Origin of the sequence: Dyadobacter fermentans DSM 18053, assembly GCF_000023125.1 — a bacterium.
Lineage (GTDB): Bacteria > Bacteroidota > Bacteroidia > Cytophagales > Spirosomataceae > Dyadobacter > Dyadobacter fermentans.
In genome coordinates this window covers 6311488-6326190 of sequence record NC_013037.1, presented here as the reverse complement: position 1 = coordinate 6326190, position 14703 = coordinate 6311488, and the positions used below count along the sequence as shown (strand labels likewise).

The 14703-nt window shown below is 42.2% G+C and carries 11 protein-coding genes and 2 pseudogenes; 11 read left to right on the top strand and 2 right to left on the bottom strand.

Going from position 1 to position 14703, the window contains the following annotated elements:
- The first annotated feature begins 210 nt into the window (after positions 1-210).
- From DFER_RS26145 to DFER_RS26115, 7 genes and pseudogenes are all read left to right on the top strand, one after another.
- Positions 211-1065 carry a HEPN domain-containing protein gene (locus DFER_RS26145; RefSeq protein WP_015814681.1) on the top strand — a complete coding sequence of 285 codons (855 nt, stop codon included), beginning with the start codon at positions 211-213 and terminating at the stop codon, positions 1063-1065.
- A gap of 186 nt (positions 1066-1251) precedes the next feature.
- Positions 1252-2824 (top strand): annotated as a pseudogene (locus tag DFER_RS26140) (type I restriction-modification system subunit M).
- A gap of 3 nt (positions 2825-2827) precedes the next feature.
- On the top strand, positions 2828-4096 hold the full coding sequence (locus DFER_RS29355) for a restriction endonuclease subunit S (RefSeq protein ID WP_015814680.1): 1269 nt from the start codon (positions 2828-2830) through the stop codon (positions 4094-4096).
- Positions 4097-4098: 2 nt separating this feature from the next.
- Positions 4099-4731, top strand: a complete 633-nt coding sequence (locus tag DFER_RS26130; protein WP_015814679.1) for an abortive infection family protein — start codon at positions 4099-4101, stop codon at positions 4729-4731.
- Between the two features lie 52 nt (positions 4732-4783).
- Complete coding sequence (locus tag DFER_RS26125; RefSeq protein WP_015814678.1) at positions 4784-7708, top strand: type I restriction endonuclease subunit R; 2925 nt, start codon at positions 4784-4786, stop codon at positions 7706-7708.
- A 27-nt stretch (positions 7709-7735) separates the two neighbouring features.
- Complete coding sequence (locus tag DFER_RS26120; RefSeq protein WP_015814677.1) at positions 7736-8065, top strand: hypothetical protein; 330 nt, start codon at positions 7736-7738, stop codon at positions 8063-8065.
- Positions 8062-8739, top strand: coding sequence for a hypothetical protein (locus DFER_RS26115; RefSeq protein WP_041735514.1), 678 nt, complete (start codon positions 8062-8064; stop codon positions 8737-8739). Before DFER_RS26120 ends, DFER_RS26115 begins: the two co-directional genes overlap by 4 nt.
- 36 nt (positions 8740-8775) lie before the next feature.
- Here the strand turns inward: DFER_RS26115 and DFER_RS26110 are convergent, their stop codons facing one another.
- Together DFER_RS26110 and DFER_RS26105 are read right to left on the bottom strand one after the other, a co-directional pair.
- The gene (locus tag DFER_RS26110; RefSeq protein WP_015814676.1) at positions 8776-9090 is read right to left on the bottom strand and encodes a nucleotidyltransferase domain-containing protein; all 315 of its coding nucleotides are present in this window, start codon (positions 9088-9090) and stop codon (positions 8776-8778) included.
- A pseudogene (locus DFER_RS26105) lies at positions 9090-9512 on the bottom strand (nucleotidyltransferase substrate binding protein). Before DFER_RS26105 ends, DFER_RS26110 begins: the two are co-directional and overlap by 1 nt.
- A 645-nt stretch (positions 9513-10157) precedes the next feature.
- On the opposite strand from DFER_RS26105, the gene DFER_RS26100 reads away from it, so the two are divergent.
- From DFER_RS26100 to DFER_RS26080, 4 genes are all read left to right on the top strand, one after another.
- Positions 10158-10979 (top strand): endonuclease I family protein, encoded by an 822-nt coding sequence (locus DFER_RS26100; RefSeq protein ID WP_143828814.1) that lies wholly within the window; start codon positions 10158-10160, stop codon positions 10977-10979.
- A gap of 484 nt (positions 10980-11463) precedes the next feature.
- Positions 11464-11769, top strand: a complete 306-nt coding sequence (locus tag DFER_RS30235; protein ID WP_015814675.1) for a hypothetical protein — start codon at positions 11464-11466, stop codon at positions 11767-11769.
- Positions 11745-12194, top strand: coding sequence for a hypothetical protein (locus DFER_RS26085; protein ID WP_041735512.1), 450 nt, complete (start codon positions 11745-11747; stop codon positions 12192-12194). Before DFER_RS30235 ends, DFER_RS26085 begins: the two co-directional genes overlap by 25 nt.
- Positions 12195-13402: 1208 nt before the next feature.
- Entirely contained in the window at positions 13403-14545 is a 1143-nt protein-coding gene (locus DFER_RS26080; RefSeq protein WP_015814673.1) for a hypothetical protein, read from the top strand.
- Positions 14546-14703 lie beyond the last annotated feature (158 nt).

The following is a 14703-nucleotide window of genomic DNA, read 5'->3' as shown; positions in this document are numbered from 1 at the left end:
TTTCTTTGTTTAATCCTTGTTTAAGCTCTCGAATTTGAAGTCGGTCAGGCATGGTGTTGGGAAGAATCTCATCATCCGTCTTACGCTTATCGTGCCAGGGCCGAGCTTATTAGCTAAATGAAGAACGTGCCGGTTGCAGAATTTTTCGGAAAAGGGAGTGCTCGGGATCAAGCCGAAAAAGCATAAATTGCCAAGCAAAAACCACACACCATGAAAACCACCCTCACCCACCTCCCGCAAACCAAACAAGAGCAACTAAAAGCCCTCACCCAGATCATTCTCGGCAAAGTCCCGGCCGAAATGATCATCCTATTCGGCAGCTATGCGCGTGGCGATTGGGTGGAAGACTACCAGGAGAAATACGAGTACGTGAGCGATTTTGACATTCTGATCGTCACCAAAGACAAGAATTCCGCCAAGCAGGTTAAGAAATCGCGGGAGCTGGAAGTGGAGCTGATGGCCAATGAGGAAATCACCAGGACCAGCATCATCTACCACAGCATTGGCTTCGTGAACGACAAAATCGAGCGGAACTATTATTTCTTTGTAGATATTCTGAAAGAAGGGATTATGCTTTATGATTCCGGGAAATTCATTTTGTCCGAGCCTAAAAATCTCAATGTGGCGCAGCGGGTGGAAAAATCGACAGAGGAATTTGAGCATTGGTTCGAAGGTGCTTGCCAGTTCTTGGAGACAGCATATATCCAGATTGAAAAAACCTGGTATAAAATCGCTGCATTTCAACTTCACCAGGCCACGGAAAGATTTTACGCGGCCATCTTGCTGGTTTTCACTGATTACAAGCCAAGAATCCACGACATCGAGATTTTGGGAAATCAGGTCGAGAAACTGGACACAAACTTTGCAACCGTTTTTCCAAGAAAAACAGCCGAAGAGGATAGACTATTTATACTTCTCAAAAAAGCGTACATCGATGCGCGCTACAACAAGAATTACAAGATCGAAAAGGAAGAATTGGAATACCTCGGCAGTCGGGTGACATTGCTGAGAGATTTGACGGAGCGGATTTGCAGGGAGCGCATTGCGGGGTTTGCAGATAGGTGATTTCAATGCACAAGCATAGCGTCGATGATTATGGCAAGATCTGCTCGCGGTACAATGGACTCGAAGACAGGGACTGGCATCCAGCCGAAGTCGGTGAACCATTGAAACAACTTAAAGATAAATATTCATTTTCTAGTTGTTTTGATGGAAATTGCGACATTACAACTTCAACATATTTGATTTTTAATGTCCGAGTACCAAAAGAAGCAGCTTGAACAACAGCTGTGGAATATTGCCAATACCCTTCGCGGGAAAATGAATGCGGATGAGTTCCGCGACTACATTCTGGGTTTTATCTTTTATAAATATCTATCTGAGAAAATGGAGATCTATGCCGACTCCATTTTAGAGCCCGATGGTCTGAAATTCAAGGAGATCGATGAGCAGACTGACAATGGCAAAGAATACATTGAGGCGATCAGAGAAGAATCATTGTCCAAACTTGGGTACTTTCTAAAACCTTCTGAGCTGTTTAGCGAGGTTGCCAAGCGTGGGAACAGCGATAAGGAACGTGAGGATAAGTTCATATTGGAAGACCTGGCCAAAATCCTCAACAACATCGAGCAAAGCACGATGGGGACCGAAAGCGAGGATGATTTTGATAATTTATTTGAAGACCTCGATTTAACGAGTACGAAATTAGGAAGAACAGAATCTGCCAAGAATGAACTGATTGCGAAAGTTTTGCAGCACTTGGACAAGATTGATTTTCAATTACATAACACGCAGCTGGACATTCTTGGAGATGCTTACGAATACCTGATCGGACAGTTTGCGAGCAATGCCGGAAAGAAAGCCGGCGAGTTTTATACGCCCCAGGAAGTTAGTAAAGTACTCGCCAAAATCGTCACCACGGGCAAAGACAAGCTCCGGTCCGTTTATGATCCTGCCTGCGGGTCGGGCTCCTTGTTGCTGCGCGTGGCCAGGGAAGTGAAGGAGGGTGAGCAACTTTTACGGGCAGGAGCTCAACCGCACGACCTATAACCTCGCGCGGATGAACATGATCCTGCATGATGTGCATTACCGCAAGTTCGACATCAAACAGGAGGACACCCTCGAACATCCGCAGCATCTCGACAAACAGTTTGAAGCGATCGTCGCCAATCCGCCTTTCTCGGCACAATGGAGCGCCAATCCCCTCTTCACGACCGATGACCGTTTCAGCCAGTATGGAAAACTGGCACCTTCCAGCAAAGCCGATTTTGCTTTTGTGCAGCATATGATTTACCATCTGGCCGACAATGGAACGATGGCGATTGTACTACCGCACGGCGTTTTGTTCCGCGGCGGAGCTGAACAGCATATCCGCAGGTATCTCATCGAGGACCGCAACTATCTGGACGCTGTGATAGGTCTGCCTGCCAATATCTTTTACGGGACCAGCATCCCGACCAGCATCCTTGTTTTCAAGAAATGCCGGGAGCAGCCGGAAGACATTCTCTTTATCGATGCCAGCCAGCATTATGAAAAGGTAAAAACCCAGAACATGCTGCGCGATGAGCATGTGGACAAGATCATTGCAACCTACCGCAGCCGCGCCGAAGAACCAAAATACAGCAAGCGTGCGACTTTGGAGGAAATTGCAGCTAATGATTATAACCTGAACATTCCGCGCTATGTAGATACGTTTGAAGCCGAGGATAGCATTGATATCAATGCGATTGCGCAGGAATTGGTCTCATTGGAAAAGCAAATTGGCGAGACCGATGCTACCATTGCCGCTTTTTGTAAAGAATTAGGTATTTCAACTCCTTTTTGATTTATGGAACAGCAAAGTAATGTGCCGAGGTTGCGGTTTCCTGAATTCTCGGGAGATTGGAACAGATTTGATTTAGTTGATATTTTTGAAATTTACGACGGTACTCATCAAACCCCAACTTACACAAGTGAAGGTGTAAATTTTGTAAGTGTAGAAGATATAAAAGATTTAAAAGCGTCAAGAAAATACATATCTGAGGCAGCATTTAGAAAAGATTTCAAAATAAAACCAAAAACTAATGATATTTTGATGACCCGCATAACTGCTGGTACAATTGGTGACACCGCTATTGTAAGGGATGACGAGCCTCTTGGTATCTATGTTAGCCTAGCTCTGCTTCGCATTAAAATTGATGGTAGTGTAGAATTTTTCAACCAAAATATTAATTCAGTTTATTTTAGAAAAGAACTTCATAAAAGGATTATCCATACCGCGTTCCCCAAAAAGATTAACCTAGGGGACATTGGGGGATGCAAAATATCAATATGCTCAAAGAAGGAACAACAAAAAATTGCCTCCTTCCTAACCGCAGTAGACGAAAAACTGCAAGCCCTCAAAAAGAAGAAAAGCCTTTTGGAACAATACAAAAAAGGGGTGATGCAAAAAATCTTTTCGCAGGAGTTGAGATTTAAGGGTGATAATGGAGAGGCGTTTCCGGATTGGCAGAAAGTTAAGTTTGGTGAGGTATATACCTTTAAGGTTACCAATTCACTGTCGAGAGACAAACTGAACTATACCGAAGGCGAAGTCAGAAACATTCATTATGGAGACATACATACAAAGTTTAACATACTTTTCGACATCAAGAAGGAGCCGGTTCCCTTTGTAAACGACGATGTTTTATTGAATAGGCTTAGCGAGGACAGCTATTGCAAAGAGGGTGATTTGGTTATTGCAGATGCGTCGGAGGACTACAATGACATTGGTAAAAGTATTGAAATCTTCAACCTAGACGGCGAAAAAGTACTAGCCGGACTTCACACTTTTCTTGCACGGCCCAATCGTAATACGATGTCGCCTGGATTTGGAGGCTATCTGATGCGGTCAGAAAAAGTCAAGTTGCAGTTAATGTTTATTGCGCAGGGGACAAAAGTACTCAGCATATCAACATCAAGATTGTCTAATATTGAAATCGACCTTCCAATAATCTTCGAGCAAAAGAAAATAGTTGATTTTTTGTCAAATTTAGATTCGACAATTGCCTGCTGCACAAATGAGATTCAGTTACTTGAAATCTGGAAGAAAGGTTTACTCCAAAGGTTATTTGTTTAATCATGAAATTAGCTAGGGAAATTATAGGGCTTGTCGAAAAAGAACATTTTGAGGTCGAGTATTACTATTTGTTAATTGAGACCATTGAGTCAAATAAGGGCTTGAATCCTGATATATGTATAGAAACTTGTAAATCTCTATTGGAGGGGATTTCCAAATTCATTTTAAAGAAGATCGACACAACTTACAACGGACAGGCCATAGATAACTTAGATTTCCATCAAATTGTTAAGAAATCATCGCTCAAATTAGGTGAATATTCGCTAAGCTTTGAAGTCGACTTTGTTCGAAAGCTAGAAGACCTAATGAAGGTCGTAGGTAATATACGTAATAAAAGAGGTGATATTTCACATGGAAGGTTGTCACCAAAAGAAATAAAGAGTGATTTGCTCTTTTCTGATTTAGTGATGAGTATTACTGACAGTGTGTTACATTACAAATTGAAATGTTTTTGTGATGTTAACCTAGCCAAAGAGATCAGGTATGAAGACTACATGAATTTTAATGAATGGCTCGATACAGTTAATCCCATAGGTAGTATTAGTTATAGCAAGGCTTTGTTTGACCAAGAGATAAAAACGTATAAACAACAGTTGTTTGATTACTTGGACCTAAATGGTTTGTCTGAGGAGTAGATGACTTAGGAATCGTTTTTAACAATACTAGCATTATTTCTCCTCAATAAGCATGGCTAAGCAACCAGAACAGATCCTTGAAGAACAATTAGTTGATCAACTTCAAAAGTTGGGTTATGCTTTTGTGGCCATCAAAGACGAAAAGCAGCTGATTTCTAACCTCAAATCCCAGCTTGAAAAACATAATAGTATTGTTTTCTCAGATAAGGAATTCGATAAAGTCCTCAACATCCTCAATAAGGGTTCCGTATTTGAAAAAGCTAAAACACTACGGGAGAAGCAGCATATCGTGCGGGATAATGGGGAGAGCCTGTATTTTGAATTTCTGAACCAGGAACATTGGTGCCAGAACCAGTTTCAGGTGACGCAGCAGGTGAGCATGGAGGGCGTTTATAAGAACCGTTATGATGTGACGCTGCTCATCAATGGTTTGCCACTGGTGCAGATCGAGCTCAAACGGCGCGGGCTGGAACTCAAAGAAGCATTCAACCAGATCAACCGATATCAGCGGCATTCTTTCGGCGTCAATTCGGCGCTGTTTCAGTATGTGCAGATTTTCGTGATCAGCAATGGTGTGAATACCAAGTATTATGCCAATAACAAGAACCAGACTTTTAAGCAGACTTTTTACTGGAGTGATGTCGCTAATAAACGGCTGACGAATATTCTCAATGGCTTCACGAGCCAGTTTCTGGAACCGTGCCATATCTCCAAAATGATATGCAAATACATTGTCGTCAGCGAAACGAATAAGGTTTTGATGGTGCTTCGTCCGTATCAGTTTTATGCAGTGGAAGCATTGGTGGAGCGGGTGAAGAATTCAGGAATCAAAGGCCCGCATAAAAACGGGTATATCTGGCATACCACCGGCTCGGGGAAGACATTGACGTCCTTTAAAGCCAGCCAGATCCTGATGCATTTGCCGCAAGTGAAGAAAGTCGTTTTCGTGGTCGACCGGAAAGATCTGGATTATCAGACTAATAAGGAGTTTAACATTTTCAGCAAAGGCAGCGTCGACGGGACGGACGATACCCGGGCGCTGGTGAAGCAGTTTGCCGACGATACCAAGCTCATCGTTACCACGATCCAGAAACTCAATTCGGCGATCGGCAAAAAGCAATATCTCGATCAGATGGCGCGGATGAAAGATGAGCGCATTATCTTCATTTTCGACGAATGCCACCGTTCGCAATTTGGTGAAACGCACACGCGGATCAAATCATTTTTCAATAACATACAGCTTTTTGGCTTTACTGGGACGCCCATTTTTGCAGATAATGCAGTCAAGAATGAATTGGGAAAACGGACCACCACGGAGCTGTTTGGCGAGTGCCTGCACAAGTATGTGATTACGGACGCGATCCGCGACGAAAATGTTTTAAAATTCTCCGTCGAATATGTGGGCAGGTACAAGCAAAAAGACGAAAGCCGTACAAATATAGACATTGAGGTAGAAGACATTGACACCAAAGAACTGATGGATTCGCCGGTTCGTCTGGAAAAGATCGCGGATTACATCCTCGCCAACCATGCACGGAAAACACACAGCCGCGAGTTCACGGGCATGTTTTGCGTGAGCAGTGTGGAAACATTAATCCGCTATTACGAAATTCTGCAGGCTAAAAAACTCGCCGGGCAGCATAACCTCAAAATTGCCACGATTTTCAGCTATACAGCCAATGAAGATGATCAGGATGCAAACGGATCGATGAGCTATGAATCCGATCCGCCTCCACTGCGAATGGTGGCCGATCCTCCGGCCCCTTACCTGAAAAAAGGCGAAGAGGCTGCGCCGACTGCACCTGTGATCATCAATAAGCACAGCCGGGAAAAGCTGGATGAATACATCGGGCATTACAACAAAATGTTTGGAACGGCTTACTCCACCAAAGACAGCGTTTCATTTTACAATTATTACAACGACGTTTCCAAAAAGGTTAAGGAAAAGCAGATCGACATTCTGCTGGTTGTAAACATGTTTCTGACAGGCTTCGACAGCAAGAAGCTGAACACGCTTTACGTCGATAAAAACCTGAAATACCACGGACTGATCCAGGCTTATTCGCGGACCAACCGGATCGATAATGATGTGAAATCACAGGGGAACATCATTGTCTTTCGCAACCTGAAAAAGGCCACCGACGAAGCCATTGCATTGTTCAGTAATAAGGATGCGAAGGACATCATCATCATGGAGCCGTATGAGGATTATGCCGAGAAGTTTGGCGCTGCATTCGATAAGTTACTCACGGTTGCTCCGACTGTCGAAAGCGTAAATCAGCTGACAACCGAATACGACGAGCTGGAATTCATCAAGGCATTCCGTGAGCTGATGCGGATCAAGAACGTGCTGACCACATTTGCCGATTTCAAATGGGAAGACCTGGCGATGAGCGAGCAGCTCTTTGAGGATTACAAAAGCAAATACCTCGACCTGCATGACAAGGTGAAGTTCGATACGCAGAAAGAAAAGGTATCGATCCTGGAAGATGTGGATTTTGAACTGGAACTCATCCACCGCGACGAGATAAATGTCGCCTACATTCTGAAATTGCTGGCAAACTTGAACAATGGCAGCAAGGCAGACCAGGAAAAGAAACGCAAAGAAATCATCGATCTCCTCACCGGGGAAGCCAACCTGCGCAGTAAACGCGAACTGATCGAAAAATTCATTGCCGAAAACCTGCCCCGGATAGAAGACAATGAAACACTGCCCGATGAATTTGAGAAATTCTGGAATGAAGAGCAGGTGAAGGCATTCAAACAATTGGTGGAGGAAGAAAAACTTTCCGAACCCAAAACCGAGAAACTGATTGAAAGCATCCTCTTCTCAGAACGCGAGCCATTACGGGAGGAAGTACTTGGCTTATTGGAAGGAAATATGCCAACGGTTTTACAAAGGAAGAAAGTTGGGGAAAGAGTTTTGAGTAAGATCATGGGGTTTATTGAAACTTTTGTTGAGGGGATTGTTGGGTGAGAGTTAGAATCAAAAAAAGAAAGTAAAATGTCGGAGAACGAAAAGATTAGCTTTATTGAAATGGTCTTTAGCCACTTGAAGAAGGCAAAATCAATTCAGGAATTGGTGTCAATTCCTGAAAAATGCGCTATTCCAAAGAAGTATCAGTTAGATCCAAAAACTTATCCAAAAATTGAATTTACGTTGGATAGTGAAGATGTCGGATCACTGATTAATTTAGGATTTTTGAATTCCGAATTAAATATCGCTAGTGATATTTCCAAAACTCTGACAGATCCGCTGGCTAGAATACTATATGCATTGGCCTGGAAAAACGGGGACTTGAAGAAAATAAAGCATATAGCCAGAGGTATGTGAATGATGATTTTACGGACCAAAAAGATGCACTGGTTTTCTATCAGTTTGGCAAATATCTAACTGGCGCCGTTAATCAGCCAATTGTAGATCAGCATGTTATCAGGGCTTTCTCCGTTTATAGAGCGATCAGAGACGGAAAAGATCCAGCTGAGTATTTGGCAATAAAAGGCGTTACAAAGAAGCATAAACCTATCATAGATCAGTACAAAAATTGGCTATTGTCTGATGAGTTGAGTTCTAAACTGAAAGAAGAAAATGGCTATGCCTTTCATATTGACCGAATACTTTTTGCAGCTGGAAAATTTGTTAAATCTCAAAAATCAGAGCTAATTGTCTACTCGAAGACTACTTCAATTAAAAAACAAAATGCAAATGATGAGACTTGTCCGGAATTGTTCGAAGGAGATAAATATTTCAATTTGCAATATTACATAGCTTCGTTGAAGAAACTTTGGCAAACTGAAATTACAATTGATTTGAACTTTATTGAAACAGAATTAGATATTCCTTTAAATGATACTTGCTTCAAAACTCCCTCATCGTTTTGGCCAAATGGAGGCTGGGAAACTAATCGACAAAAGAGGGCTTGGATATCCCAGGGCTATATTGTTAAAGAGTATAATGTAGATTCAAAAAGTCGGAGCGGTTATGTGATTTTTAAATCTATTCTTTGACCGATTGAGCGTTTGTAATTTCACTTAAAGAAAAATTTAAGCTGATGTATCGACTCTTTCATAAAACACCACCCCAGCCCGATCAATATGCTCCACCAACTCCCGATTCTCAATTTGATGATAGGCACTTAAATCAATCCGATAAGGAAGCATCAAATCATCCAGTTCCAGCTCAATTTTGAATATCAGCGACAAATCAAGCGCCGCGCCCACCAATACCAGATCAATATCAGAGCCTTTTCGGTAATTTCCTTTTGCACGGGATCCGTATAGAATAGCGCGTTCTATTGGGGGATGGTTGGCGAAGACGCCGTGAATGGCCTTTATCGTTTTTTCTGATAATCCGTACATCAGTTATTTTTGGCTTTGATCGTCTCCATTGTTTCTTCAAATGCGACGAAAAGCGGATAGAAGTCGCTAATGATATTTTTGTAGATCTCTTCGGAAATTTGCTCGTTGTAGGTGTGGCTGGTGAGGTTTCTGTTTTTGATCATTTCCATCCAATGATCACCATCTGTAATGAGGTTGGCACTGAAAGCCTGGCGGGTTGCATCCCTCGAACCTCTGATTTCTGAATTGCCCTGTTAGATGAAAAAGTCTTGCATTACCTTCCAGGCCAGTTCGTGGGTGTATTCAAACGCCTGTATAGTTCCCTGCTTTTCCAGCTCGCTGAGTTCGCGCTGCGAATCCAGTTGTACTGCTTCGCCAAGTTTTGCAAGTGCTTTTTTGTAGTTCTCAAAGCGCTCTTCCCAACGGATGTCCTGCTCTTTCATAGGTTCGCGGCTTGCTATATTTAAGATAAGCTAGCTGCTTGATCTCTTTACTTAGGATTTCAGGGCAGCTTTAAAAGCAAAAAACCCCGCTTAACGCGAGGTTCTTTTAACTTTTCAATAGGTTGCAGAGAGAGAGGGATTCGAATGATTCACTTAACGTTCTGAAAATCAGTTTAATACTGATTTTCTAAAATCCCCTTCCATGATGCGCGACTCGTCCAAAATCCCGATAAATACCGTTTGCTTAACTGGTTGATTATCAATAAGTAGCAATTCTGTGTTTTTGTAAAGTTAATACGTTGATTTTTGACTTCAAAAGGCCTTGCGTGATACATGGAAATTTTCCCTGGATGGTTTAATATTATTCGAAGCGAATGCCAAAATTAAAGAGCTTGAAGCGAAGGTAGATTCATTGCAAAAGGCTCCGACTTCACCGGCATCTTTATTTGCCAACAGGTAGATCGGAGGAACTCAGGGGTCGATAAACGAATATTTCAATGAGGTACAGAACGAGGTTGAGAAACGAACATATTACGCCGGAATCGACTGGGCCGCGCCGCAGAATCTTTTTGGATCACTGGTTCGATTGCTGACAAAGACGCATCGCAATAAATTGCCCTACAAACCCTCAATTACCTTTATTCTTTGGTAGATCTGCATCCTGATAATTTGCTTCGCAGCGTATACCATCCAGAGACAGCCTTTGATCCTAATGCGTTAATCGCTATGGATCAGCAGATTGATTTTTTACGGGAAAAGAAACGCGAGCAATTTGATTGCCTCGAAATGTCTAATGCCGAATTCGAGCAGCAGATACGGCGCGAGCTCCCTTACAATTGCGAGCATGTAATTCCGCAGAGTTGGTTTGGGCATAATGCGCCCATGGTGGGGGACCTACACCACCTGTTTGCATGCGAACTTGTTTGTATCGCGTTTCGTCAAAATTATCCATACTATGATTTTCAAGGATATGGTACCAATGATTTCGATAAACCGCGATGTGGGCTGGTGGACAATGTAAATGGTTTGAACGAGCAAAAATTTAAGCCTATCGAAAACAAGGGTGCGGTGGCAAGAGCTGTATTGTATTTTTTAGTGCGATATCCGGGGATAATTGGAAATAGATATAAATTTGAGGATGTTGCGATGCTGGTTCGATGGCATGAAAATAATCCCGTTACCTTGTATGAGCTCCATCGAAATCAGTCTATTTACAAATTACAGGGAAACCGCAACCCATTTGTCGATTTCCCTGAGCTTGCCGCGAATGTAGATTTCAGGCATACATTCGACCTTAAATCGACAACAAATACCTTTTCAACAGAGATCACCCCGCAAGATGAAACGGCTGCCAACGAATTCGGAGGTGCGGGAGTGAATTTAATCCAGGACTGCCCTGTAAATCCCAGCGCGCAGTGGAATGTATGGCGTTGCAGAAAGTCTGAAAAAATTGTTGGCACAAATTAATGCCGTCGCGCCTGCGAGAAAGAAAAATTCTGACGGGACCATCGGCGATATGGCCCACAGAAACCGGAATTCGGATCATAATCCGTGGGTATGGGACGAAAATACAGAGAGAGGGGTGGTAACCGCATTGGATGTGACCCACGACCCGGCGGGTAAATGCGACTGCAACATTCTTGTCGCATCTCTTGTCACAAACAAAGATCCTCGGATTAAATATATTATCTGGAATAGACGAATTGTTAATTCAGCTCCTGTTGGCGGAACGGCGGCATGGGCTTGGAGGCCGTATGCAGGAAGCAACCCGCACGATAGGCACGTTCACATATCAGTCAAATGCACAAAGTCCGAGTACGACGACATCGCAGATTGGGGCTTTGAGTTATCCTAATTGATATAACCCGGTTTTTGGGAAAGAATTTATCAACCGGTTTTTCTCGAGAATTGATTTACATTATATTGACTGCTCAACCTATCTTCTGTCACTATGCCATTTATCATCAGATCTTCACAAGCAAAGCAATTGGGTATTCTCGATTGGGACGAAATTGACATTGGTATAATCTATGAATATCGAAAGGAATTCAAGAAACGTCATAACAAATTGAGAGATCGTGGATTGGATTTTACCAATGAAACAAAATCAGTGGCTATTGATGCTGTAAAGCTCAATGAACTGATCCAATCAGCGCAAGAGGGGCATTACCTCGTCGCGCAATATATGTGTCAACCGGAAGACAGAGGATTTAAGGGTTTAACGATCGGCTTTTGTATAAGGAAAAAAAGATCATAGGCCGGGATGATACTGCTAAAAGCAAGATTTATTGGGCGGATGGACGGGAGGTAACGACAGGAGATTTGAAAATTGGGAAGGATAGCTATCTGGGCCGCAGGAAAAAGATTGTCAATGACCTTCATATTCCTGATTTTCAATCAGACAGGGAAGGCAGGGCACATCTAATTACTCGGGATATGAAGAAAGTTGTACAAAAAATGTACGACGATAACGAAGTATTTCAGGCTAACGGCCAAAAAGAGTATAAGCCATTTTATGCTTATTTTATTTTGGATGACGTCTTGGGAGAGCAAACACTTAGCGTTGTATTTGCTGTCAGTGAGATCACCACAGAGCTTGAAGTAACGAAAATAGATGGTGAGTGGGTGGACGATCCGCCCGTCGCTTACGACCACGGGACGGCATGTTGTCCCATCGGCTAGTTTTATCTACCGTATGTTAAAGACCTCATTGACTTTCGAGCAAGTAACCGTTTGTCATGTCGCCTGTTTTCGAAATCGTTGTTAGCTTGAGTTCCATAAATTTCACCGAAGCAAATGCAATTTTGTATATTATGAACATTACTCCCCGTTGGCTGGGGTTTAAGCCTAGTCGTGGAAGCAATGTATTGTCCGATGGAAAGGGCTCATAAGCCTCAGAACGTCGATTTAGCGAAGCTCTGTAACTGTGTGATGTTTTTGATACCTAAATCCAGTCAATATTTTCATAGCTGAGTCTATTGCACTAGCCGCCTCTAAAAAAGATTGTGCTGGATATAGTCATCGACTTCTTAATTAATACTATGTAATCATTTGTTTGACCTAATCTTCGACTAATGTTGCCTTGTGAAGAAAATCGCTTGTATACCAAGCTTAGCTTTCGTAACCGTCAGATATTATTTTTTCAACTAATTCTGATGGTTTAGTACAAAAGGTATGCACATCTAAAATCGGAAAACTCGACAACAAATTACTACTACAGAATCTTTCGTATTTGACACACCATGTTACATAAAAGTATGTATATGACCATCTCGTTTACCTCTCGTTCCACATACAACGCACGATGAATTGGGAATTGCGGCTAGTTCAGCGTAGGCATGCTGCGGTAGCTCAATGGACAATTGCGTGCAGAATTGACTTACACTTACGAAAGGCAGCAGCCTGTAAGCCCTGGAGATTGGTCATAGTTGTTTCTACAAGCGCTGCCTCACGATTGGCATGTGCCCTGGAAGCTAAAAATTCGAGAAATTGATATGGCATCCGCTGGGATTTGGAGCTGTGTCTTAACAGAAACCATCCTTACGAAAGCATCAGTGTGGCATATGGTTGGTATTGTAGGCTAAATTTTAAGAAATGACGCCCATGAGATCTTTATGTCGGATATGTATCTTCGAAAACTCGCGACAGTTTGGATATTTGATGTTAATAAATTCCGAAGGAAAATATCTCTATTTTTTCTCTTTTAAAAATTAAATAGCCGCCTATGGCAAATAAATTAAAAGCTATTTCCCTGGAATTATGCCCCATTTTTAGCATACAAAGTGAAAAATTTACAAGGGCCGTAGTGGCAATTTTGCTACGTTTATAAATAGGCATTTTTTGTCGCTAGGCTGGCTATTTTATATATACAAATCAATCAAAACCTCTCTATGAAAGCCTCATTTTACATCAAGATTTTGTTCTATTCAGTTTGCGTTTGGATCTTCATCATATTTCATTCCTGTTCTGGGAACGATGAGAACATAAAGCAGGAAAACATCATTCGCTCAAGCTCGGATTCAAGCAATTTAAAAATACTGAACGACATTGAGGATCATTTTGCGGCTTTAAAGAGCAGTTCCAGTAGTATGGAGCATATCCAATTTCGTTTGAAACGCCTGAATGCAAATGGGGACTTCAAAAACGGTGTGTTAGCGCCTGAACATATAGCTATCTCACCCATTTTGGTAAATGTTAAAGACTCTGTCTCAAAATTATTTGACCCTGATTTACAACCGTGCCCTATTCCTGAAAAAGTGCTTAAAAAACTACGAAAGTTTAAGGATGAAAAAAAGTCATGGGTGCCAAGGGAGCTAGCGAGCCTTCTAGGCGGAATGCCAGATAAAGCACTATATTTAAAAGGGACAGGGCTCACAGTTGTGTTACATAGCATAAATGTAAAGCATACAAATGGTAAATCTGAGACCCATATTGTTATAGGTGCTCCAACATTTTCTAATATAAATATCAACGAATGGATTAGTAAAAGTAGCAACAACAGCTTTGGATACACTCTCGATTGTTCAGGGTTAATGAACGCATCCATTGATGGAACAGCCACTGTACCTGGTGCAGACATAAAAACGTCCGCAGCCGCAGCTATGAATAAAAAAAGTTCAATGTTTGTCGGAGCCGGAGTAGTCATATCGCCTCTTTACTCCGCATTTTTCGGCAGTGCATCCGGAGTGAAAATGGCGGACGCAGACCGAGTGGAGTTGCTCAACGCATTAGTATCAACTCCTGGAATAGTGGATTCAGATGAAATAGAATTAATGATGTCATATGAAGTAATTTGGGCATCCAGTAAGGGTGAACAAGGATTTAATGGTTCAGCTAATTTTTCAGCGAAAGGTGGTCTCGGGATAGGTATCGCTCAAGCCGGCGGATCAACTGATCTATCAGGCTCAGTTTCACGTAGCAGCTCCTATGGGTCATTTGACACTTATTTAACAGGTCGCCAGAGACTTAATGCGCCTGGGTATGTAAATCTTGTAAAGGTAAAGGATTTAATTCGGCAACTATCGGGTCAATGACACAGGGTCATACTTTACTGATCGAAATAAAGCAAAATAGTGGGGCTAGACAATCATCGAGATAAAAAAGGTGACTTGCCGAATGATATTAAGTCTCCACTTTCTCTAAATACGAGGTGCAGTGTTCTTTTCCGTTGTTTCCTACAAACAACCCTACA

Bases quoted from the DNA above. Each gene is read 5' to 3' on its own strand.
- DFER_RS30235 (WP_015814675.1), top strand. From the start codon at position 11,464: ATGCCATTTATCATCAGATCTTCACAAGCAAAGCAATTGGGTATTCTC.
- DFER_RS26130 (WP_015814679.1), top strand. From the start codon at position 4,099: ATGAAATTAGCTAGGGAAATTATAGGGCTTGTCGAAAAAGAACATTTT.
- DFER_RS26125 (WP_015814678.1), top strand. From the start codon at position 4,784: ATGGCTAAGCAACCAGAACAGATCCTTGAAGAACAATTAGTTGATCAA.
- DFER_RS26110 (WP_015814676.1), bottom strand. From the start codon at position 9,090: ATGTACGGATTATCAGAAAAAACGATAAAGGCCATTCACGGCGTCTTC.
- DFER_RS26120 (WP_015814677.1), top strand. From the start codon at position 7,736: ATGTCGGAGAACGAAAAGATTAGCTTTATTGAAATGGTCTTTAGCCAC.
- DFER_RS29355 (WP_015814680.1), top strand. From the start codon at position 2,828: ATGGAACAGCAAAGTAATGTGCCGAGGTTGCGGTTTCCTGAATTCTCG.
- DFER_RS26080 (WP_015814673.1), top strand. From the start codon at position 13,403: ATGAAAGCCTCATTTTACATCAAGATTTTGTTCTATTCAGTTTGCGTT.
- DFER_RS26145 (WP_015814681.1), top strand. From the start codon at position 211: ATGAAAACCACCCTCACCCACCTCCCGCAAACCAAACAAGAGCAACTA.